The sequence below is a fragment of the Jiangella alba genome, from assembly GCF_900106035.1.
GTDB classification, from domain to species: domain Bacteria; phylum Actinomycetota; class Actinomycetes; order Jiangellales; family Jiangellaceae; genus Jiangella; species Jiangella alba.
The window spans coordinates 2929141-2951833 of sequence record NZ_FNUC01000004.1 but is presented as its reverse complement, the minus strand read 5'-3'; the positions used below and the strand labels follow the sequence as shown (position 1 = coordinate 2951833).

Here is a 22693-nt window from a genome sequence, read left to right as displayed (position 1 = left end):
TTGGTCAGGGTCGGGTCAAACTCAGGGGACGGGACTGCCGGCCGGACGCTCCGCCCGGCGCCGGGTGCGGCGCGGACGGGCCGGCTCGGCCTGCTGCTCGGCCGTGTCGCCGGTGGACGACGTGGTCGAGGCATCGGTGGAGGACGAGGCCGACGACGGGGTTCCGGCGTCGGTGGACGACGCGGCCGGCGACTGGCCGGTCGCGGCCGCCTCGGCCTGCGCCGCGCCGGTCACCAGCGACTCCGCGGGTGGCGGAGGCGGCGGTGGCGGCGGGGTGGACGACGTGGACGAGGCACCGGTGGACGCCGCGGGAGCGTCGTCGCCGGCGACCGCCTTGCTGTCGCTGCCGGCCTTGCTACGGCCGGCCTTGCGGTCACCGGCGGCCTTGCGGCCACCGGCCTCACTGCCGGCGGCCGTGCTGTCGCCGGAAGCCGTGCTGTCGCCGGAAGCCGTGCTGTCGCCGGAAGCCGTGCTGTCGCCGGAGACCGTGGTGCTGCTGGCTGTCGTGGTGCTGCTGCCGGCGGCACGCTCGGCCCGGCGACGGCGGCGGGTGGCCGGGGCGGGCGCGGTGGTGGCGGCGGACTCGGCCGGCGCCGACTCGGCCGGGCCGGACTCCGCCGGCGCGGACTCGCCGGCCCGGTCGCCGTCGCTGTGCTGGCCGTTCCCACCGTGGCCGTTGCCGCCGTTGCCGTTGGCACCGACCGGCATGAGGTCGGCCGGAGACGCCTCGCCGGGGCTGGCCAGCGCCTCGAGCTTCGGCGTCAGCGCCTCGACCGGCTGCGGCTGCTGCGCGGGCGCCGGCTGCTCGGCCTTGCGGCGCCGGCCGCGGCGCTCGGAGCGGCTGGACCGGCCCTCGTCGGAGGACGCGGCCTGGCCGCCGGAGGAGCCGCCGTTGCCGGACTCGACCGGGTGCGCGTGGACGAGCAGGCCGCGGCCCTTGCAGTGCGGGCACGGCTCGCTGAACGCCTCGAGCAGGCCGGTGCCGATGCGCTTGCGCGTCATCTGCACCAGGCCGAGCGACGTGACCTCGGCGACCTGGTGCTTGGTGCGGTCGCGGCCGAGGCACTCGACCAGGCGGCGCAGCACGAGGTCGCGGTTGGCCTCGAGCACCATGTCGATGAAGTCGACGACGATGATGCCGCCGATGTCGCGCAGCCGCAGCTGGCGCACGATCTCTTCGGCCGCCTCGAGGTTGTTCTTGGTGACGGTCTCCTCGAGGTTGCCGCCGCTGCCGGTGAACTTGCCGGTGTTGACGTCGACGACGGTCATGGCCTCGGTGCGGTCGATGACCAGCGAGCCGCCGCTGGGCAGCCAGACCTTGCGGTCCATGGCCTTGGCGATCTGCTCGTCGATGCGGAACGCGGCGAAGACGTCGTCGTTGGAGGTCCACTTCTCGACGCGGTCGCGCAGCGAGCCGGCGACGCTGGAGACGTACTCCTCGATGGTGTCCCAGGCGCGGTCCCCGGAGACGACCAGCTTGGTGAAGTCTTCGTTGAAGAGGTCGCGGACCACCTTGATGGCGAGGTCGGGCTCACCGTGCAGCAGCTGCGGCGCGTTGCCGGAGGACTTCTTCCGCAGCGCCTCCCACTCGGCCTTGAGCCGCGCGACGTCGTTCGTGAGCTCTTCCTCCGAGGCGCCCTCGGCGGCGGTGCGGACGATGACGCCGGCGTCCTCGGGGACGACCTGCTTGAGGATCTTCTTCAGCCGGGTGCGCTCGGTGTCGGGCAGCTTGCGGCTGATGCCGTTCATCGACCCGCCGGGGACGTACACGACGTACCGGCCGGGCAGGCTGACCTGGCTGGTGAGCCGGGCGCCCTTGTGCCCGATGGGGTCCTTCGTGACCTGCACGAGCACGGACTGCCCGGACTTGAGGACGTCCTCGATGCGCTTCGGGCCGTCGTTCCTGCCCAGGCCGCTCCAGTCGACCTCGCCGGCGTACAGGACGGCGTTGCGGCCGCGGCCGATGTCGACGAACGCCGCCTCCATGGCGGGCAGCACGTTCTGCACCCGGCCGAGGTAGACGTTGCCGATGAGCGACTGCTGCGAGGCGCGGCTGACGTAGTGCTCGACCAGCACGTCGTCCTCGAGGACGGCGATCTGGGTGAGGTCGCCGGACTGCCGGACCGCCATGACGCGGTCGACGGCCTCGCGGCGGGCCAGGAACTCGGCCTCGGACAGGATGGGCGGACGGCGCCGGCCGGCCTCGCGGCCCTCGCGGCGGCGCTGCTTCTTCGCCTCGAGGCGGGTCGAGCCCTTGACCGACGTGACCTCGTCGTCGAGGTCGCGGGTCTCGCGGACCCGCACGACGGTGTTCGGCGGGTCGTCGGCACGCGGCTCGTCGCCGTCGTCGTTGCGACGGCGGCGGCGCCGGCGACGACGGCGGCTGCCGCCCTCGTCGGAGTCGGCGCTGTCGTCGTCGGAGTCGCCCTGGGCGTCGTCGCCGTGGTCGTCGGACTGGCCGCGACCCTGGTCGTCGTCGGAGTCGTCGTCGCCCGAGGCGTCGGTGCCGTCGTCGTTGCGACGGCGGCGGCCGCGGCCACCGCGGCGGCGGCGCCGGCGGCGGGTGCCGTCGTCGTCGGAGTCGGTGTCGGACTCGGAGTCGGTGTCGTCGTCGCCGGAGGCGTCCGAGGTGTCGGAGGCGTCGGTCGTGACCTCGGGCTCCTCCTCGGTCTCCTCGGCCACGGGCTCGGGCTCGGGCTTCGCGCGGCGGCGGCCACGGACCGGCTCGGCGGCCTCGGGGTCGGGCGCGGCGAACAGCGGCGCCGCGGAGAACGCGGGGGCCTGGAAGAGGACGCTGGAGGCGCGGGCCTCGGTGGCGGCGCTCTCGGCGCCGGACGGCGCGAACGCCGGGTTCGGGTCGGTGGACGCGCCGGCGTCGTCGGTGCCGGTGACCTCGGCGGCCTCGTCGGCGGCGACCGGCAGCGGCTCGGGCGCGGGCTGGGCGGCCTTGCGCGACCGGGACCGCTTGCGCGGCGCGGGCGCCGCATCGGCGGCCGGCGCCTCGGCAGCCGGCCCAGCCTCGACGGCGGACGCGGCGGACACCGCGGCCGGCGCACCGGCCTCGGCGGCCGGCGCGGACGCGGACACCGGCTCGGCGGCCGGAACGGCCTGGTCGGCGGCAGGGTCGTCGACCGCGAGGAGGTCGGCGGCGGCCGCGGCCTTGCGGCTCGCCGCCTTCTTCGCCGGGGCCTTCTTGGCGGTCTTCTTCGCGGCCGTCTTCTTGGCGGCGGCCTTCTTGGCCGTCTTGCGTGCCGGTGCGGCCGGGGCGTCGTCGCTGGTGGCCGGCGCACCGGCGTCGTGCAGCGTGGGCTCGCCGACCGGCGGGCCGGCGGCGCGGCTGGCCGCACGGCGGCGGCGCGGCTGTGCCTGCTCAGCGGTGGCGTCGGCCTGGACCGGCGCTGTCGAGCTGGAATCTCCGGACGAGCCGGGGGTCTCTTCCGTCATGTGGTGCACTCCTGTCGGCCCGGCAGCCGGGGCGCCGCGCCTCGCTCGGCGCGCTGCTGCCCAATTGCCGGGGCACTGCATCGGGCCACCTGGAGCGTCCGAGCCACGGCCGCTACAGGTGGAAAGCCTGTGATCGGCGACGTCCACCGGACCTGTGCGTCGTCAGGCCCTGCTCAGCGCCCGCCGCGGCGGCGCACCCTGGTCGGGGCGCCTCGCGGCTGGGCCGCTTGGCGGACCCAGCGTGCCGAGCGACTCCGCGGCGACCATGGTCGACCACACGGGACGTCGGCGAGGACATCGTCGGACCGAGCGGCGTGTACCGCCCGACCAGTTCCGAGTATCGCACATGTCCGCCCGGAAACCGCGATGGCGGCCACCCGAGCCCGCGCCGCCCGTGCCCGGAGCCTCGACATCGCCGCAGCTCAGCCGCATCGCCTTACGGTGTGCCGTAGATCACGTCGGGTCATGTCACGTGTCGTGCCGCTCGGGCGCGTCGGCGAGCGGATCGGCCAGCTCGCCGGTGTCGTCGTCCCACTCCCCCTGGGCCAGGCGGACGGCGCGCGGCGGCTGCGGCGGGGTGAACCCGGCGACGAGGCGCAGCCCGGCCAGCACCTCGTCGGGCCGCACCGTCGGCGACTGGTGGCGTACGACGGTGCGCAACGTGACGGGGTCGGCGGCGGTGTCGGCGCTGAGCCGCAGGACGGCGGCACGGGGGTCCAGCTTGCGTACGCCGTTCTTCGTCAGCCGCTCGACCGGCACCGACGCGGCCGCCAGGAACTCCGTCACCGCGGCCGCCGCCTGCTCGGGCACGGCGCCGGGCAGCTCGATGGCCCAGCTCGACGCCTGCAGCCGGTCGGCCAGCGCGCCGGGCCCGGCCTCGACCACCTGGACGACGTCGAGGCCCGGCGGCAGCGCGGCGTCCAGCGCGGCCCGCACCTGGCCGGGATCGCAGACCCGGGTGACGGCCAGCTCCAGGTACTCGGCCTCGCTGGCGGCGCCCGTGGGCGCGGCGCCGGCGTAGGACACCCGCGGGTGCGGCGTGAACCCCTGCGACCACGCCATCGGCACGTCGGCCCGGCGCAGCGCCCGCTCGAACGCCCGCTGGAAGTCGCGGTGGCTGGTGAAACGCAGCCGGCCACGCTTGGCGAAGCGGACGCGGAGCTTCTGGACGGCGGGTAGCTGCTGGTGCGGCACGGTGCTCAGGGTCGGTCCTCTCGGCGGACGTGACGTGGGTCGAAGGACCCATTGTCACGTGGGCGCGGCGGGCGTACGTTCCATTTCACCAGTCATCTGTCTTGGGGGGCAGTGCGATGACCGGTCTCGACGACGCCGTCATGGGCGACCTGCGGTCGCTGCTGGCCGGCGATCTCCTGACTCCGGACCACCCTGGCTACGACGACGCGCGCACCGTCTTCAACGCGATGATCGACCGGCGGCCCGGGCTGATCGTGCAGTGCGCCGACCGCTCAGACGTCGCGCTGGCGGTGGCGTTCGCCCGCGAGCACGGTCTGGAGACGGCCGTCCGCGGCGGCGGGCACAGCGTCGCCGGGCTGGCGCTCACCGACGGCGGCCTGGTGATCGACCTGCGCCGGATGAACGCCGTCAGCGTCGACCCGGTGGCCCGCACGGCCACCGTCGGCGGCGGCGCCACCATGGCCGACCTCGACCGCGCCTGCGCGCCGCACTGGCTGGCCACCACCGGCGGCCGGGTGTCGACGACCGGTGTCGGCGGGTTCGTGCTCGGCGGCGGCACCGGCTGGCTGGACCGGTTGTTCGGGCTGGCCTGCGACAACCTCCTCGAGGCGGAGGTCGTCACGGCGGACGGCGAGATCGTCCGGGCCGCGCCGAACAGCCATCCCGACCTGTTCTGGGCGCTGCACGGGGGCGGCGGCAACTTCGGCGTCGTGACGTCGCTGACGCTGCGGCTGCACCCGCTGCCGGAGTCGTCGCTGGCGCTGCTGCTGTGGCCGCCGGAGGACGGGCCGCGAATCGTCCGGGCCACCCGCGACCTGCTGGACGACGCCCCCGACACGCTCGGCGGCGGCGTCCTCTACCTCACCGGCCCGGAGGGCGAGGACTTCGTGCCGGCCGAGCTGGTGGGGCGGCTGACGCTGGGCGTCGCGCTCGTGCACGCCGGTGGCGAGCGATCGCTGCGCGAGCTGGCGGCGCCGCTCTTCGACGCCGCCCCGGCGGGCGAGATGGTGGCCGAGCTGCCGTACGACGAGCTGCAGTCTGCCCTGGACGACCCGCCCGGCCAGCGCAACTACTGGTCCGCCGAGCACCTGGACACCCTGCCCGACGAGGCCGTCGACGCGTTCTGCGAGCAGGCGGCCGGGCTGATCGTGCCGTCGGCGTCGCAGCACGTGCTGTTCCGCATGGGCGGCGCGGTCGCCCGCGGCCCGGCCGACTATCCGGTCCCCTGGCGGCAGGCCGGCTGGGTGGTGCACCCGTTCGGGCTCTGGACCGACCCGGCCGACGACGCCCGCGGCCGGCAGTGGGCGCACGACGTCTGCGCCGCCGTCCGGCCGTGGCGCACCGGCGCCGTCTACCTCAACTTCATCGGCGACGAGGGCGAGCACCGCGTCGTCGCCGGCTACGGCGCCGTCGGCTACGCCCGGCTGGCCGCCGTCAAGGCCCGCTACGACCCCACGAACCTGTTCCGGCGCAACCACAACGTCGTGCCGGCCTGACCCCGTTCAGACGCCGCGCAGCTCGCCCTCGAGGACGGTGCGGGCCCGGCCGGACAGCTGGAGCCGGTCGCCGTGCATCGTCACGCCGACGATGCCGCCGCGGGCGGACAGCTGCGCGCCGGTCAGCTCGGTGCCGTCGGGCGTGCCCAGCTCGCTCGCCCAGTACGGCCCGAGCACGCAGTGCGCCGACCCCGTCACCGGGTCCTCGGCGACGCCCACCGCCGGTGCGAAGAACCGGGACACGAAGTCGTACGGCGAGGCGTCGTCGGCGCGGGCGGTGACGATGATCCCGCGCGCCTCGACCGCCTCCAGCGCGACGACGTCAGGTGCCAACTCGCGCACCACCGTCTCGGACTCGACGACCGCGAGCACGTCGAACCGGCTCCGGCCGGTCCACACCGGGGTGACGCCGAGCGCCGCGGCCAGGCCGCCGGGCGCCGGCGCCTCCTCGGCCGGCAGCGCCGGGAAGTCCATGCCGACCGCGCCGGACCGGTCGCGGGTGACGGTGAGTACGCCGCTGCGGGTGCTGAACCGGATCGGGCCGGACTCGCCGCGCTCGAACAACACGTGCGACGTCGCCAGCGTGGCGTGGCCGCACAGGTCGACCTCGACCTCCGGGGTGAACCAGCGCAGCCGGTAGTCGACCGCCGGCGTGGCCCGCGCCGCCTCGTCGCCCTCGACCGGCTCGATGAAGGCGGTCTCGGAGTGCTTCAGCTCGGCCGCGACGGACTGCATCCAGTCGTCGGGGACCGGGCGGTCCAGCAGGCACACCCCGGCCGGGTTGCCGCCGAAGGGGCGATCGGTGAACGCGTCGACGACGAGGATCCGCACGGGCCCAGCCTACGAGTTCACGGCCGTACCGTTCACCTGCGATCCCACAGGTCCGTAATGACCGGCTCAGACCGGGGTCAGCGGGAGCAGGGTGCGTCCCGTCGGGCCGGTCTGGATCTCGGTGCCCATGGACGGGCAGACGCCGCAGTCGAAGCAGGGGGTCCAGCGGCAGTCGTCCAGTTCGATCCCGTCGACGGCGTCCTGCCAGTCGTCCCACAGCCAGTCGCGGTCGAGGCCGCTGTCGAGGTGGTCCCAGGGCAGCACTTCGTCGCGGTCGCGCTCGCGGGTGGTGTACCAGGCGAGGTCGACGGGCTCGTCGGCCAGCGCCGCCTCGGCGCACGCCATCCAGCGGTCGTAGGAGAAGTGCTCGCCCCAGCCGTCGAAGCGGCCGCCGTCGTCCCAGACGGCCTTGATGACGCGGCCGACCCGGCGGTCGCCGCGGGAGAGCAGGCCCTCGACCATGCTGGGCTTGCCCTCGTGGTAGCGCAGGCCGATGGCCTTGCCGTACCGGCGGTCGGACTTCACCTTCTCGCGCAGCTGGCGCAGCCGGGCGTCGACGACCTCGTGATCGGCCTGGGCGGCCCACTGGAACGGGGTGTGCGGCTTGGGCACGAATCCGCCGATGGACACCGTGCAGCGGATGTCGCCGCGCCCGGACGCCTTCCGCCCGGCCTCGATGACCCGCTTGGCGAGGTCGGCGATGGCCAGGACGTCGTCGTCGGTCTCGGTCGGCAGCCCGCACATGAAGTACAGCTTCACCTGCCGCCAGCCGCTGCCGTAGGCCGTGCTGACGGTGCGGATGAGGTCGTCCTCGCTGACCATCTTGTTGATGACGCGGCGCATGCGCTCGGTGCCGCCCTCCGGCGCGAACGTCAGCCCGGACCGGCGGCCGTTGCGGGACAGCTCGTCGGCGAGGGTGACGTTGAAGGCGTCGACGCGGGTGGACGGCAGCGAGAGCGAGGTGTTGGTGCCCTCGTACTGGTCGGCCAGGCCCTTCGCGATGGCGCCGATCTCGGAGTGGTCGGCGCTGGACAGCGACAGCAGACCGACCTCGGTGAAGCCGGAGTTCCTGACCCCTTCGGCGACCATGGCGCCGACGGTCTCGATGGACCGCTCGCGCACCGGCCGGGTGATCATGCCGGCCTGGCAGAAGCGGCAGCCGCGGGTGCAGCCGCGGAAGATCTCGACGCTGTACCGCTCGTGGACGGTCTCGGCCAGCGGCACCAGCGGCTTGCGGGGGTACGGCCACTGGTCGAGGTCCATGACGGTGTGCTTGCGGACGGTGGCGGGGACGCCGGGCCGGTTGGGCACGACCGCCGCGATGGCGCCGTCGTCGCCGTACGTGACGTCGTAGAACCTCGGCACGTACACGCCGCCGCCGGCCGCGAGCCGCAGCAGCAGCTCGTCGCGGCCGCCGGGGCTGCCCTCGGCCTTCCACTCGCGCACCACCTCGGTGACGGCGAGCACGATCTCCTCGCCGTCGCCCAGCACGGCGGCGTCGAGGAAGTCGGCGACCGGCTCGGGGTTGAACGCCGCGTGGCCGCCGGCGAGCACGACGGGGTGGTCGTCGCCGCGGTCGGCGGACAGCAGCGGGATGCCGGCGAGGTCGAGCGCCGTCAGCAGGTTGGTGTAGCCCAGTTCGGTGGCGAACGAGACGCCGAGCAGGTCGAACGCGCCGACCGGCCGGTGCGCGTCGACGGTGAACTGGCCGATGCCGTGCTCGCGCAGCAGCTTCTCGAGGTCGGGCCAGACCGCGTACGTGCGCTCGGCCAGCACGCCGTGCTGCTCGTTGAGCAGCTCGTACAGAATCTGCACGCCCTGGTTGGGCAGCCCCACCTCGTAGGCGTCGGGGTACATGAGCGCCCACCGCACCTCGGCGGCGTCCCAGTCCTTCACCGTGGCCCCGAGCTCGCCCCCGACGTACTGGATGGGCTTGGACACCCTCGCCAGCAGCGGCTCGAGCTGGTCGAACAGGGACTCGACGGGCATGGACGTCCTACTCACGGGTGGGCTCTCGGCGGTCACGGGTATGGTAACCACCACGAAAGGACCGGGTCTCGGGCACGACCGGACAGCCAGACGTCTGCGACGAGAGGCAGCAGGTATGACCGACCCCGCCCACGCGGTCCCGAACGGCTTCGAGCCGTTGCCGTACGAGACGCGGCCGGTGGCGATCCAGCCCGACGACGGCACCACGCCCGACATCATCGCCCGGCCGCCCGTCGTTCCGCTGCCCGACACCGGCACGAGCAGCCGCGAAGAGCTCGAGATGGCACTGCAGCGCGCCCAGCTGGTGGCCGACGACTGCGAGTCGCTGCTCGCGCCGGCCCAGCGGGCCATGGAGGACGGCGCCTGGGTGAGCCGGCTCGCCGACGAGTTCTCCAACGAGCTCACCGTGCACGCCCGGCTGGCCGGATCCGTCGCCGCGGCCTGCGTCGAGACCATCCAGACCGCGCTCGACAGCCGCGGCGACGACGACCTGCTGGAGGTGCGGCCGCAGTGACGAAGGCGAGCGACAGCCTGGCGCCCGACCCCGGCAAGCTCGGCGGCGCCGACTCCGACAAGCTGGCCGGCGGCTACCTCGAGAAGGAGTACGTCCCGCCGGAGACCGACTCCTCGTCCTACGGCGGCGGGTACGACGGCGGCGGTGGGGGCGGTGGCTACGACGGCGGCGGTGGAGGCGGCGGCGGTTCCGAGGATGTCGCCGAGGACCCGCCGGCCGAGGACACCACCGACGACACCACCGACGACCCCGCGGCCGAGGACACCACCGACGACCCGCTCCACGCCGACAGCGACGACGACGGCGACGCCCCCGACCCCGACGACTTCGGCGACACCGACCACCCCACCAAGCCCGGCGACCCGGTGCTGGAGAAGCCGGTGGTGGAGAAGCCCATCGACACGGAGACGCCGAACACCACCGTCTCCATCGACGTCGAGGCGATGACCCGGCTGGTCGCGGCCATGGAACGGGCCGGCGACCAGATCGTGGCGCTGCAGGACGAGATGCGCACCATCCTGTCCGGCGTCCACCTCGAGACGTCCGACACCACGCGGTTCGACCAGGTGGCCGAATGGATCCAGGAGGTGCTGCCGGGCCTGCGCCGGCGGCTGGCGATGGCGCAGGACCTCCTCGGCGACGACGTCAGCACCCAGCCCGACAGCGGCCGCCCGGTGGTCCCGCGCCCGTACGTCGGCGACGAGACGCAGGTCAGCACGAAGCCGATCGAGGTGTCCTACCAGGCCGCCCGCGGCGCCGCGCACCGCTTCGGCATCCCCGGCGACCACGACAGCACGCGCGAACTGGTCGCCGACCTCCAGGCCAACCGGCACGACCCGTACTACGCCAGCGAGCTGGTGCGCTCCACCGATCCGGAGACGCTGGTGCACGCCGTCGTCGCCGCCGGTGACGACGAGCTGACGCAGCTCACCGCCGCCACCGTGGCGACGGCCGGGCGCGGCACCGGCGAGCTCGCCCCGCCGGCCGGGTACGAGGAGCAGTGGGCCGCGCTGCGCGACAGCGACGACCCCGCCGTGGCGGCCGCCGCCGAGCAGCTGCGCCCCGCCTGACGCCGGTCGTCCGGGTGGCCGCACCGGCCACCCGGACGGACGAACGGCCGGTGCGTCAGCGGGTCAGCGGCGGATCGTTCAGCGTCCACGCGTCGGGCAGCTCCAGGGTCTGGACGACCTGCTGCGCCAGGGCCACCGCGTCGGCCTCGTGATCGCGGCCCTCCGCCAGCCCGGCCACCGACACCCGCACGACGTAGATGCCGTGCGCGAGCCAGGCGTGCCCGGCCGGCACCGACTCGTCACCGACCTTCTGGTCCTCGGACCAGGTGAAGCCGAGGCCGACGTCGTCGGGCAGCTGCGTGTACTGGTCGCTGGCCAGGCGGTCCTCGAAGCCGCTGCGCAGGATCCCCATGGCCTGCTCGACGGTGACCGACAGCACGGGGTCGCCGTCGACGTAGACCTCCGAGCCGGCGCTGATGAGCGTGCCCTCGGAGCCGTGCTGGACGCTGCCGCCCGGCGCTTCGACGTCGTCGGTTCCGAGCGCCAGGACGACGCTCTCGCGGGGCACGAAGTCCGACAGCAGGTCGCCGGACGGTGCCGTGGTGGACAAGGGGTTCATCGGGGTCTCTTCTCCGTTGTCGCTGTCGCTGCAGGCGGCCAGGGCGAGGACGAGGACGGCCGCGCAGGCGGCCCGGGTCAGGGATCGGCCGGTCATCAGCCGCCTCCGAGGGGGAAGCCGTCCTCGAGCGCCCGCTCGTAGGGTCCGAAGAGGTTCGATTCGAGGAACTGGCTGAGCGGCGGCTTCTCCCGCTTCCACTCCTGGTAGGCGTCGCTGTCGAAGTCGAACTGTGGCGGGTCGCTGTCGGGAACGAGCGCCTCCGGCGGCGGGCCGGCGTACCGGGTGCCGTCGGGACCGCCGTTGGCCTCGGTGATGTACTGCTCGTCGAAGTAGCCGTTGGCCAGCATCTGGTTGAGGACCATCTGCTCGAGGTTCTCGCGTTCGGTCGCCGACAGCGTCCCGAAGTCGCCCGACGCGGTGGCGTCGGTCTTGCCGATCTGGTCGCCCATGAGCGACGTGGCCTGGTCGTAGACGAACTTCCAGCCCTCGGTGGCGGGTCCGACGCCGGGGAGGGAGGTGACCGCCCCGAAGATCTGCGAGCGGATCTCGGCGGCCTTCGCCTCGGCCTCCTCCTCGCTCAGTGCGCCGTTGTAGGCGGCGTTGAGGACCCAGCCCACCGCGGTGGCGGACTCCTGGATGGCGCCGTTGAGCTCGGGCACCTCGTTGCCCTGCAGCATCGCCACGGGCGACGGCGGCGGCGTCTGGTCGCCGAGCGCGTCCTGCAGCGCGTCGCCGAAGCGCATCTGGCTGGCGGCCGCGATGCCGGTCAGGACGGTGTTGAGGTGATCCTCGTTGCCGTCCTCGCCGTAGGTGTTGAGCAACTCCGTCACGAGGGCGGGGTCGAAGGCGGCGCCGTACGGCGCGTTGTCACCGTAGTGCTGCGTCTCGGGGTCCGTGACCCACTCGCTGAAGTTGGTGTCGCGGTCGCCGTTCATCGCGATGCGCATGACGTCGGGACCGTAGGCGCCCAGGATGTTCGCGATGCTGCCGCGCATCCCGTGGTACATCTTCCAGCCGTCGTTGGTGCGGGTCTCCTCGCCGAGCAGCGCGATGGTCTGCGAGGCGATGACGGCGGAGTCGGCGCCGGTCTCCTCGGCGTCGCGGTACGTCGTCGTCGCCGCTTCCAGAGCGAGACCGAGGTTGCCGCCGTTGGTGGGGTCGGCGAAGGAGTCCCAGTGGCGCTCCTGAGTCAGGTACTGCAGCCGGGAGTTGACGTCGACCTTCTGCCCGTTGATCTCCATCTCCTCCGTCCCGCCCTGGGTGAAGAAGTCCTGGGCGGCCAGCGGGTTGTTCGAGAGCGACACCATGAACGTCGCCATGACGTCGACGACCGGCTGGCCGTTGGTGTCCATGACCTCGTTCATGTTCGCGCTCTTCGGTCCCCAGACCGCGCCGTTCTCGCCTTCGGCCTCGTACTCGTAGAGGTCGTCGCCGACCTCGTTGAGGAACGGCCGGGAGTAGACGCCCTGCGACATGAGCAACGCGAGGTACTGGGCCTGGTTCTGCGGCGCGTCGCCGCCCTCCATCTGCGACTTGGCCGTGATGGCCTCGGACCACTGGTCGGCGTAGTCCTGCGGCATGGCGAGGTCGCCGGTGTTGCGGGTGGCGGTGCCCATGGTCGTGCCGATGGCCGTGACCATGCGGTCGCGGAGGTCCTGCGGCAGGTAGGTGCCCTCGACGAAGGCGTCGATGGTGCTGAGAGCGGCGGCGAGCTGCTCAGGACTGGCGCTGTTGGCGAACCCGGCCGCGAAGTACGGGTCGTTCATGTTCGCCTCGATCTCCGCGGCGAGCTCGGGAGTGATCTCGCCCGGGGAGTCGAGCAGCGCCTGGGCCGCCTCCTCACCGTTCTGCTTGGCCTCCTCGGGCGAGACCTGCGAGATCTTGCTCTCGTCGATCTCGACCGTGCCGGCCGGCCATTCGGGATTGGAGTTCTCGAGCGACTCGGCCAACGACAGCCGCCGGCGCAGGCCCGGGATCTCGGTGTCGGCCCAGTCGATGGCGTTCTGGACCTGGCTGCCGAGCTCGTGGTCGATCTCGTACTTGCTCAGGGCGTTGGTGAGGCCGAGCTTGGCGTCGCTCAGGCGCTCCTTGCCGTTCTCGATGCCGGTGACGACGTTACGAAACTCTTCGACGATGATCTGCGACTTGGCCACGGGTCATTCTCCAGAGGGTGCATGTAGCGGGGATTCAGCCCGCCCAGCGGGCGCGGTCGTCGTCGGCCGGCACCTTGTCCGGCTCGTTGTCGTGCCTGTTCTCCAGCGCCGTGCCCGCGCTCTCGCCGGCCTCGCCGGCCGTGCTGTGGTGTCCGGTCAGCGCCGTGGAGAAGGTGTCCGCGACACCGCTCTTCCACGCCTCCTTCTCGAGCGCGTTCTCCGCCTCGTAGAACGGGAAGCCGCAGATCATCGCATCGCCACGGATGGTGGGGAGCTCTTCCCCCAGCGCCAGTTTGTACTGGTTGTCGACGTCTTCGCTCACGGTAGTCGTCCTGTCTTCTGTGTCATGGCTGTTCCAGCTTCGTCTCCGGGACCTGCACCAGCTGCCACTGCCCCGCCGCCGAGAACAGGCCGCGGCCGGGCGGCATGCCGCCGGTCATCGACCGGGGAAGCTTGATGCCGAAATGGTCGCCGTCGGCCGTCGCGCCCGGCGACAGCAGCACGCCGGACCGCGACTTCTTCAGCACCGCGGCCGGGCCGCGGTAGCTGCTGCCGAGGTCGTCGGTGGTGCCGGCGGCGACGATGACGCTGCCGGTGTCGCGCAGTTTCGGCAGGTGCTTGGTGAGGAGGTCGACCATCCAGCCGTCGACGCCCATCAGCTCGAGGTCGTCGACGACGACGGCGGTGGGCCGGCCGCCCTTCTCGGGGACCATGGACTCCCACAGCCGGGTGCCCTCGTCCTTGTCGAGCTCGAGGTCGACGACGGCCTCGACGCCGGGCCGGCCCTCGAGGTCGCGCAGCGGGCTGCGCCGCGGCGTGATGATCAGGACCTTCCAGTCGCGCTCCAGCATCGACCGCGCCATCGTCAGCAGCGCGGTGCTGCGGCCGGAGCGGCGCGGGCCGAGCACGAGGATGCCGGGGCCGTGGTCGATGGCGTCGAGCGAGCGCAGGGTCAGGGTGTCGCCGCCGACCGCGAGCGGCAGCTCGGTGGGCGCCAGCGGCCGCTCGGCCAGCTCGAGCGCGTCGGCGTAGCTGATGCGCGACGGCAGCTGGTCGACCCGGAACGGCAGCTGACGGCGCGGCACGTCGGCGTGGCGCTCCTTGGCCTCGCGAGCGAGCTGCTGCAGCGCCGCCACCTGCGCGGTGCCCTCGACGTCGTCGGTGAGCAGCGCGACCTGGGTCTCGCGCAGGCCCTCGGCCCGGAAGCCGCGCCCGGACGGCATGTGCTCGGGCACCTTCTTCGGGTGCATGCCGATGTTGCCGAAGTCGCTGGCGTCGTTCATGCGCAGCATCATCTTGTCCTCGACCAGCGCGGACACCCGGCCGACCAGCGCGGTGCGGTCAGCCGTCACGACCACCTTGATGCCGACGCCGGAGCCCTCCTGCAGGATCTGCAGCCACTGGTCGATGAGCCGGCCGCTGTCGAAGCTCTCGAACGACTGGACGAACCCCTCCCAGCGGTCGAACAGCACCAGCAGGTACGGCAGGCGGTCGGCCGGTGCCGCGGCGGCGCGCTGCTCGCTGAGGTCGGAGTAGCCCTGCTCGGCCAGCAGCTGCTGGCGCCGGCCGATCTCGGCGCGGATGCGTGCGGACAGGGCGGACAGCCGCTCGGGCTGGTCGCGGCTGACGACGGCGCCGGTGTGCGGCAGCCCGACCATCGGCAGCAGCGCGTTGTTGCCGCAGTCGATGCCGTAGAGGTGGACGTCGCGCGGCGAGACCTCGCGGCCGACCAGCCCGGCGATGGCCCGCAGCACCGTGGACCGGCCGCTGCGCGGCGCGCCGATGATGCCGAAGTGGCCGCCGGCGGACAGCTCGTAGAACGCGACCGTGCGGCTCTGCTCGCGGGGGACGTCGACGATGCCGAACGGGATGCGGATCTCGCGGCCGCGCTCGATGACGGACGCGGGGTCGGCCAGGACCTCGTCGAGCGTGACGACGTCGCCGAGCGGCGGCAGCCACGGCGGCGGCGGCGCGCTGATGCCGGTGTTCGCGGACGCCGCGTTGATGGCGGTGACCAGGCTCTCGAGGTCGGTCGGGACGGAGACGTCCTCCTCCTTGTCGCCGCCGTCGATCTTCTGTGGCGTCCGGCCGAGCTCGTCCCAGTGCAGCGCCCGGAGGTCGACCGACACCGCGGCGCCGGGCTGGTGCGGCCGGCCGCCGACCCGGGACGACTGGAACGGCACCAGCGACGACGCGCCCAGCCGGGCGTAGGCGCGGCCGGGCGTGGACTTGGAGATCTCGGCCGCGTCCTTCGCCTCGATGACGTCCTGGCTGTCGTTGCCGTCGGTGACCCGCAGCGCGATGCGCAGGTTGGTGTTGGACTTGATCTCGGCGCTGACGACACCGGCCGGGCGCTGGGTGGCCAGCAGCAGGTGCACACCGAGCGACCGGCCCCGGCGGGCGATGTCGACCAGGCCCTTGACGAAGTCGGGCAGCTCGGTGACCAGCGCGGCGAACTCGTCGATGATGATCATCAGCCGCGGCATCGGCTGGTCGTCGGGCTCTTTGCCGGCGAGGTAGTCCTCGATGTCCTTCTTCCCCGCGTGCGCCAGCTGGTGCTCGCGGCGGTGCAGCTCGGCCGCCAGGCTGTCCAGCGCGCGGGTGGTGAGGTGGCCGTCGAGGTCGGTGACCATGCCGACGGTGTGCGCGAGGTTGTTGCAGTCCTTGAACGCCGCGCCGCCCTTGTAGTCGACCAGCACGAACGTCATCTCGTCCGGCCGGTTGGCGACGGCGAGGGAGGCGATGAGCGTCTGCAGCAGCTCGGACTTGCCGGAGCCGGTGGTGCCGGCCACCAGGCCGTGCGGGCCGTCGGACCTGACGTCGACGGCGAACGGGCCGTCCATGCCCTCGCCGATGACCGCCTTGGTGGTGCGCCCGACGCTGGTCCACCAGCCCTCGATCGCCTCGGGCGTGGGCGGGTCGAGCTTGAGGACGTCGAGCAGGCGGCTCGACGACGGCAGCGACGACGAGAGGTCCTCGGAGCTGACGTCCTTGACCGGCGCGAGCGCCCGGCCGAGCCGCTCGCACCACGCCTCGGACACGACGTCGAGGCGGATGCCCTCGACCGTCGGGTGGCCGGTGCGGCGCACGGTGGCGATGCCGTCGGGCGCGATGGCCACGACGACCTTGCACTCCTCGGGCAGCAGCCGCTCGTCGGCGTCGATGCAGAGGAAGTCGATGCCGACGCGGGGGCCGTCGCGCAGCAGCGTGATGAGGCCGGGCAGCAGCCGGATGCGGCGTGCGCCGTCGAGCACCACCAGCAGCGGCGGGAAGGTGATGTCGCGGGAGGCCAGCATGCCGCCGCTGCGGTCGTTCAGCGCGGCCTTGCGCCGCTCCATGATCGACATCAGCTCGGCGACGCGGCGGTTGGTGGTCTCCTCGTCGGCGCCGATGCCGGCGATGACGTCGGAGTCCTCGTCCCGGCGCACGTGCGGCAGCCAGCGCATCCAGTTCCAGGCCGGTCCGCCGTCGGCGTCGGAGAGCACGACGATGTCGACGTCGGCCGGGCTGTGCAGCGTGGCGACCTGCGCGGCCATCCAGCCGGCCACCTGGCGGCGGACGTCGTCGCGGCCGGCCACGCCGGTGACGCCGACCTGCTCGAGCGGCACGCCGACCGGGACGTCGGGCGCCGTCCAGTGCAGCACCCGCTCGTGCTCCTCGCGCGCGGGGTCGGTCATCGACACCTCGCTGGGGACGTCGGCGGTGCCGACCCGCACGTGCATGAAGTCGGGGTCGGTGCGCCGGCGCTCCCACAGCTGCGCGCGCGGGCCGGTGGCGAACAGCAGCAGCGCCGCGGGGTCGGGAAAGTCGCGCCGGCGCGCGGACCGCTCGGTCACCAGACCCTCGTAGGCCTGGTTCTCGATGCGCCGCATGCGCTCGACGTAGTTCTTCATGTCGTCGTGGTAGCGGTTCTGCTGCTGGTTCTTCGTGCTGCGGTAGCGCGAGATCATCATGATCGGCGTGATGACCATGATCATCAGGCTGAACGGCGACCGGGTGAAGTAGAACATCGCGCCGCCCATGAGCATCGGGGCCATCGCGATGGCCCACGGCATGGGCTCCTTGTCGGGCTTGCGCGGCTCGTGCGGCAGCCGGAACTCCGTCTGCCGGGGCGGCGGCAGCAGCCGCGGCGGGCGGTTGTAGTCGAGCGTCATGCCGCCCGGGCTGGGCGACAGCGACGCGTCGGGATCGACCGGCAGCGCCAGCTCCAGCACGACGTCGCCGACCACCAGCGCGCCGCCGGGCGGCCACGGCACGGGCTCGTCGACGGCCACGCGGTCGAGGTGCAGGAACGGGCGGTCGGCCTCGGGGTCGACGGTGAGGTTGGGGTGCTTGAGCCGGGCCAGCTCCTCCATGCGCTTCTTGAACCGCTTCTTCCGCCTGCGCTTGCGCTTGCGGCCGGTGGGCTCGTCCTCGTCCTTCGGCACCACGATGGGGCCTTCCAGCGGACGGTCCCGCGCCGGCGGCGGCACCAGGACACCGACCAGCGACGGGTCGGGCGTCAGCGTGACCGTGCCGTCGACGGTGACGTCGAGCCGGGCGGCCACGGGCGGGGTGTCCTCGCCGTAGAGGTGGACGGCGGAACCGGCCCGGCTGCCGATCTCGTGGCTGCCGGGCGAGAGGTAGTCGACGCGGCCGGAGCCCGGCCCGGACACGGTGCGCACCTGGACGACGCCGGTGCGTTCGCCGAACACGTCCGGCAGCGGCCGGCCGACGCCGACCAGGGCGCCGTTGCGCAGCGCCGACTCGGCCACCTTGACGGCGGGCTCGAGCGGGACGCCGGCGAGGTAGAGGGTGGGCGGGAGGGCGCCCTCGGTCATGGCGTCGTCGAGGACGCTCTCGCCGACGACGCCGAGGTGGCGGCCGGCGGTGTGGACGATCTGCGGCTCGGCGGCCGGGCGGACGCGGGCAGCGAGCTGCCGGGCGATGTCAGCGACAGTGGCATCGTCCTCGCAGTCGACGGCGAGGTCGACGACGTCGCCATCGCCCGATGCGGTGGCGCTCAGCAGCAGCCGCACGTTCCCGTCCCCGTTTCCGCGTTGGGCCTGCCGGCCCGTTCACGACGTAGTTTACCTGCGCAGGTGGCCCACATCCTCGGTGAGAATGTGGGCCACCTGTCGCAAATGCGTTCCGGCCGTCAGATGCGGTCCGGCTCGCCAGTCGCCTCGGCGATGTTGTTGTGGTTGATCCGCACGTCGTCGGCGGCGCCGGTCAGCGCGTCCCGGAGCGTGTCGAGGTTCGTGCGGTACTCCTCCCAGGCATTCCGGAAGTCATCCGCGTAACGGCCGGTCCACACGGCGTTGCCGACGCCGGTGTCGACCTCCTTCTTGATGGTGTCCGCGGACTCGGAGTTCCTGGTGAACGTCCCGTGGAGTTCCCGAAGAGTGGGAAGATCTGCACCAACACCCATTGTTCTCTACTCCCTCGTGAATAACTACGCCCCACCGCGTCGGGTGCGGCACGACACTTCAAATTCTACCGGTCGTCGCGCAATTTGCAACTTCCGCGACGGCCTTTTTCTGAATTTCTCGGTGTGCATCCATAAAAGGCAACGACACGTCACCCGCGGGCCAATTCACGACCGCGGACAGGACAATTGCGTGCCCATTCATGAATGATTCCCGAGACGTTTCGGGGTACCTCCTTCGGAAATGATCGAGGGTTTCGAACTATGCGAGATCGCGATGTCTCCCTCCTCCGCCCGGCACCAGTTCCTCGAGCAGCGCGGCCGTCTCCGGCGCGAGCTCGATACCACCGATGCCGAGGAGGGTCTCGCTCATCTCGCCCTCCACCGCCATGACTCCGCCCCGCCCGTCGACGGCGTTCTGGGCGAGGATCAGGTCGCGCCAGAGCAACTGCTCGGCTGGCCTGACCCGCAACCCGGCCCGGGCCGCGGCTCCCGCCGTGGCCGGGTCGCCGCCGTCGCGGGTGATGACGGACAACCGGTGCGCGGCGTCGACCAGCAGGTCCGACGCCACGCGTTCGACGCGCGCCCGGGCGATCCAGGCGTAGCGTCCCTGCGGCCGCTCGCTGAGCACCGGGCCGCGGGCCACCCGCAGCGCCCGGCGCAGCAGGTCGGCCTCCTCGGACGGGCGCCGCGTCTGCCGCGCCTGGCTGAGCAGCGCGCACACGACGTCCCAGTCGAGGACGACGGTGTCGCTCAGCTTCAGCCGGCCGTCCTCGGTCATCAGCAGGTACGGCGAGCCGGCGCGGTCGACGCCGAGCCACTCGCGCACCCGCGCGAACGTGGACTCGCGCACCGCCGCCGTGACGCCGCGCGGCCATACGGCCGCCGCCAGCACCGTCGGGTGCACGCCCTCGCGGTGCAGCGCCAGGTGCACGACGATCTCGGTGGCCAGCGCGCGGCGCTCGGCCTCGATCTCGGTGCGCGCCTGCACGACCACCGGGCCCAGGATGTACACCCGCACCGGCGCCGTGGCCAGCTCGGCCTCGGTGACCAGCGTGCGCACCTGCGGCACCTCGGGCCGGACCTCGGGCAGCCAGGCCTCGTTGAGGTTCGGCGCGCCGGGGTCGGGGTCGTGGCTGCGGTCCGGGTCGACCAGGCCGACCAGCGCCTCGATGCTGCGCCACGACAGCTGGTTGGCCCGCACCGACAGCCCGAGCGCGGGCAGCTCCAGGGTGCCGGCGGCGTCGACGTGGATGCGCCAGCGCGCGCCCGGCACCTCGCCGGCGCAGACCACGCCCAGGGGCGAGCGCCCCGCGGCGTTCGTCAGCGCCACCAGCTGCTCGGCCAGCTCGCCGGTGGGCGGCGTGCCGAGCACGAGGTACTCGGGCATCCAGTTGCCGGCCCCGCCCGGGCGGACCCGGCCGGTGAGCACGTCGGTGCCCAGGCGGTCGGCGCGGCGGGCGGCCAGCTCAGGCAGCAGCGGCTCGACACCGTCGACCAGCCGCAGCCGGCCCGGGTCGAAGACGCTGAGCGCGTCGGGCAGGCCGTCCGCGGTGACCCGCAGGTGGTCGGACCACTGGTTGGTGGCCAGCTCGACGGCCAGCGCGGTGACCACCTCGAAGGTGGCCTCCGGGTCGCCGTCGATGCAGATCGGGCCGCCGGCCGCCTCGAGGTCGACGAGGACGTCGCGGTCGCCGCTGCGGCCCAGCGAGACCAGGCCCGGGTACGGGGCCAGCACGCGGCCGCGCAGCTCGGGGTCGACGGCGACGTCGGCGCGGTTCAGGATCCAGCGGCGGCCCTCGTCGAGCACCGACCACGGCTCCGGCGCGTCGACCCGGGCCGGCGCCAGCAGCAGCTCGACCGAGGCGCTGTCGACCACGGCGGTGTACACCGGGGGCAGCGGCCGGCCGGCCTCCTGGCAGGACGCCGCCAGGTGCCGCAGCGCGTAGTCGAGCCAGCGGGCGCGGTCGGGGTCGGCGCCGATGCGCAGCGCCACCTCGGCCTCGACCTCGTCGGCGCCCGGCTCGGGCGTGCGCCGGCGGCGGCGCATGAGCTCCAGCGCGGCCAGCACGCCCGCGGCCAGCAGCCCGGCGTCGATGAGGCCGGCGTGCGGGTTGGTGTTGACGGACTCGGCCTCGCCGGTGGCGACGAAGTCGGCGAACAGTCCGGCGCCGGTCTCGCCGATGCCCTCCTGCTGGCCACCGCCCTCCTCGGACCCGACCGGCGGGGCCGGCGGCGGGGGCGGCGTCTCGGGCGCCGGCGCCTCGGCGGTGACGACGCCGACACCCGCGGCGTCGGCCGGCACGATCAGCAGCCAGTTCGGGTAGATCAGCCGGGCCAGCGACAGCTCGTGGCCGTCGGGCTGCTCGCGGCCGCGGTTCAGCTCGAAGATCTCCTGGTAGCGGCGGCCGTCGCCGAGGGTGCGCTCGGCGATGTCCCAGAGGTTGTCGTGGTAGCGGCCGTCGGGCGGCTGCACGATGTAGACCTTCTGACCGACCAGCTCGGCGCCCTCCTCGGGGTCGAGCACCATGTCGCCGAGGCGGTACTCGACCTCGCCGTCGACGGGCGCGGCGGCGGCCGGCGCCTCCTGCTGGACGGTGACCTCGGCCTGGCCGTCGTAGGCCTCGGCCGTGACGCTGGTGCCGACGGTGGGCGCCTCGGGCGCCGCGGCCGGGGAGGCGGCCGCCGCCTGGCCGACCGCCGCGGTGGCGACCAGCACCGACGCGACCAGCGCGCGGGCGAAGCGCTGCGTCGGGCCGGACAGCGGAACCCGTCCGGGCAGCCCGACGCCGCGGACCGCGCTGCGCAGCTCCGTCAGCACGCAGATGGTGAACTGCAGCCAGGCCAGCCACACCACCCACAGCAGGACGCCGACCAGCTGCTCGGCGCCGATGGTGGCGGTGAGGTCGTCGCGCCCGGGCATCGACGTCGGGATCGGCGGCGGGCCGCCGAGGATCAGCAGCAGCACCGGCACACCGATGACCAGCAGCGCCAGCGCGAACCCGGCCGCGACGGCCTGCGGCATGCTGCGCTTGGCCTCCGGCACGCCGCGGCGCTGGAACCGCTGCGGTCCGGTCTCGCGCAGCGACGCGGTGGCCGTGCCCGACGCCTCGATCGGCGACACCGGCCGCGACGTGCGCTCCGTCCGGGTCTGTGGCCGCGACGCGCGGCGTCCCCTGCTCTCGTTCATCACAACTCCCCCGTGATGCCGACCGCCGGGCGTGACGTGGCCTCCCCCTCGATGGGGAAGTCGTCGATGAAGATCAGTTGCAGCAGCGAGGTGTTCACCCGGTCCTCGGCGTGAACGGACACCTCGTCGCCGTTGAAGTTCACCGTCACCTGTCCGGCGGTGTAGCCGCGCGCGGTCATGTACTCGACGGCGGCCTGCCGTGCCTCGGCCTCCAGCAGGACCACCTGACCCGTCTCGCGCAACGCCTCGATGTCGATCTGGTTCGCGGCCGCGCGGGCCGCCTGTTCGGCGTCGTCGTACAGTCGCTGCCGCGCGTTGATGGCGAACCCTCCGTCGATGACCAGCCCGGCCAGCATGAACAGCATGACCGTCAGCGTGACGACCATGGCGCTGATGGCGCCCCGCTCCGACCGCGCAGCCCGCCTCACAGCGTCCCCCGCAGCTCGTCGATGGGTGCGAAGCTCTCGCCCTCGAGCGTCGTGGAGCCCGGGAAGCCGGCGAAACCGAGGCCGTCGAAGCTGACCTGGCAGGTGACCGTGACGCTGATCATCTCGCCGGGCGCGAAGGTGCCGCCGAGCTGCACCGGCGCGCAGGTGACGCCGCCGGGGCGGGTGCTGTCGACGATGGCCTGCGCCGCCTGCCGGGCTGACGACACGTCGCGCTGCAGCGACGCCGAGCGCACGGCGTCGCGGGCCATCGCCTCGACGTCGCCGCGACGGTCGACGTACCGGCCGAGCCCGACGATCAGCATCATGATCGCGATGAGGACAGGGGCGAGGATCACGACCTCGATGGCCATGGATCCCTCCTCTCTCCTCGCCGCACGCGCGGCTCTCAGCCGGCCCG

General features: G+C 73.2%; 15 protein-coding genes. 3 read left to right on the top strand and 12 right to left on the bottom strand.

Annotated features, from left to right (window positions below; genetic code table 11):
* Positions 1 to 21: 21 nt before the first annotated feature.
* Positions 22 to 3444: an Rne/Rng family ribonuclease gene (locus BLV02_RS31610; protein WP_069112106.1), complete on the bottom strand. Its 3423-nt coding sequence runs from the start codon at positions 3442 to 3444 to the stop codon at positions 22 to 24.
* A 468-nt stretch (positions 3445 to 3912) separates the two neighbouring features.
* Complete coding sequence (locus BLV02_RS31605) at positions 3913 to 4638, bottom strand: TIGR03936 family radical SAM-associated protein (protein WP_216094279.1); 726 nt, start codon at positions 4636 to 4638, stop codon at positions 3913 to 3915.
* 116 nt (positions 4639 to 4754) lie between these two features.
* Between BLV02_RS31605 and BLV02_RS31600 the strand changes: the two genes are divergently transcribed.
* A complete protein-coding gene (locus BLV02_RS31600; protein WP_069112108.1) occupies positions 4755 to 6134 on the top strand; it encodes an FAD-binding oxidoreductase in 1380 nt (459 codons plus the stop codon).
* Positions 6135 to 6140: 6 nt separating this feature from the next.
* Here BLV02_RS31600 and BLV02_RS31595 read toward each other — a convergent pair whose 3' ends face one another.
* Together BLV02_RS31595 and BLV02_RS31590 are read right to left on the bottom strand one after the other, a co-directional pair.
* Positions 6141 to 6965, bottom strand: a complete 825-nt coding sequence (locus BLV02_RS31595; RefSeq protein ID WP_069112109.1) for a PhzF family phenazine biosynthesis protein — start codon at positions 6963 to 6965, stop codon at positions 6141 to 6143.
* Between the two features lie 66 nt (positions 6966 to 7031).
* Entirely contained in the window at positions 7032 to 8954 is a 1923-nt protein-coding gene (locus tag BLV02_RS31590) for a TIGR03960 family B12-binding radical SAM protein (protein WP_069112110.1), read from the bottom strand.
* Positions 8955 to 9069: 115 nt separating this feature from the next.
* Between BLV02_RS31590 and BLV02_RS31585 the strand changes: the two genes are divergently transcribed.
* Entirely contained in the window at positions 9070 to 9468 is a 399-nt protein-coding gene (locus BLV02_RS31585; RefSeq protein WP_069112111.1) for a hypothetical protein, read from the top strand.
* Positions 9465 to 10538 (top strand): hypothetical protein, encoded by a 1074-nt coding sequence (locus BLV02_RS31580; protein ID WP_069112112.1) that lies wholly within the window; start codon positions 9465 to 9467, stop codon positions 10536 to 10538. The genes BLV02_RS31585 and BLV02_RS31580 overlap by 4 nt, the downstream gene beginning before the upstream one ends.
* Before the next feature lie 55 nt (positions 10539 to 10593).
* Here the strand turns inward: BLV02_RS31580 and BLV02_RS31575 are convergent, their stop codons facing one another.
* The 8 genes from BLV02_RS31575 to BLV02_RS31540 all read right to left on the bottom strand — a co-directional run bounded on the left by BLV02_RS31575 (position 10594) and on the right by BLV02_RS31540 (position 22646).
* Positions 10594 to 11193 carry a hypothetical protein gene (locus BLV02_RS31575; protein WP_069112113.1) on the bottom strand — a complete coding sequence of 200 codons (600 nt, stop codon included), beginning with the start codon at positions 11191 to 11193 and terminating at the stop codon, positions 10594 to 10596.
* Positions 11193 to 13250: a hypothetical protein gene (locus BLV02_RS31570; protein WP_069112114.1), complete on the bottom strand. Its 2058-nt coding sequence runs from the start codon at positions 13248 to 13250 to the stop codon at positions 11193 to 11195. The genes BLV02_RS31575 and BLV02_RS31570 overlap by 1 nt, the downstream gene beginning before the upstream one ends.
* A 34-nt stretch (positions 13251 to 13284) precedes the next feature.
* Positions 13285 to 13572, bottom strand: coding sequence for a hypothetical protein (locus BLV02_RS31565; protein ID WP_069112115.1), 288 nt, complete (start codon positions 13570 to 13572; stop codon positions 13285 to 13287).
* A 22-nt stretch (positions 13573 to 13594) separates the two neighbouring features.
* Positions 13595 to 18268, bottom strand: a complete 4674-nt coding sequence (locus BLV02_RS31560; protein WP_069112116.1) for an FtsK/SpoIIIE domain-containing protein — start codon at positions 18266 to 18268, stop codon at positions 13595 to 13597.
* A gap of 119 nt (positions 18269 to 18387) precedes the next feature.
* Positions 18388 to 18660 carry a WXG100 family type VII secretion target gene (locus BLV02_RS36075; protein ID WP_069112117.1) on the bottom strand — a complete coding sequence of 91 codons (273 nt, stop codon included), beginning with the start codon at positions 18658 to 18660 and terminating at the stop codon, positions 18388 to 18390.
* Positions 18661 to 18919: 259 nt separating this feature from the next.
* Positions 18920 to 21847, bottom strand: coding sequence for an AfsR/SARP family transcriptional regulator (locus BLV02_RS31550; RefSeq protein ID WP_083288764.1), 2928 nt, complete (start codon positions 21845 to 21847; stop codon positions 18920 to 18922).
* Positions 21847 to 22275, bottom strand: coding sequence for a pilus assembly protein TadG-related protein (locus BLV02_RS31545; protein ID WP_074946844.1), 429 nt, complete (start codon positions 22273 to 22275; stop codon positions 21847 to 21849). The genes BLV02_RS31550 and BLV02_RS31545 overlap by 1 nt, the downstream gene beginning before the upstream one ends.
* Positions 22272 to 22646: a TadE family protein gene (locus BLV02_RS31540; protein WP_069112119.1), complete on the bottom strand. Its 375-nt coding sequence runs from the start codon at positions 22644 to 22646 to the stop codon at positions 22272 to 22274. Before BLV02_RS31540 ends, BLV02_RS31545 begins: the two co-directional genes overlap by 4 nt.
* Positions 22647 to 22693: the final 47 nt, after the last annotated feature.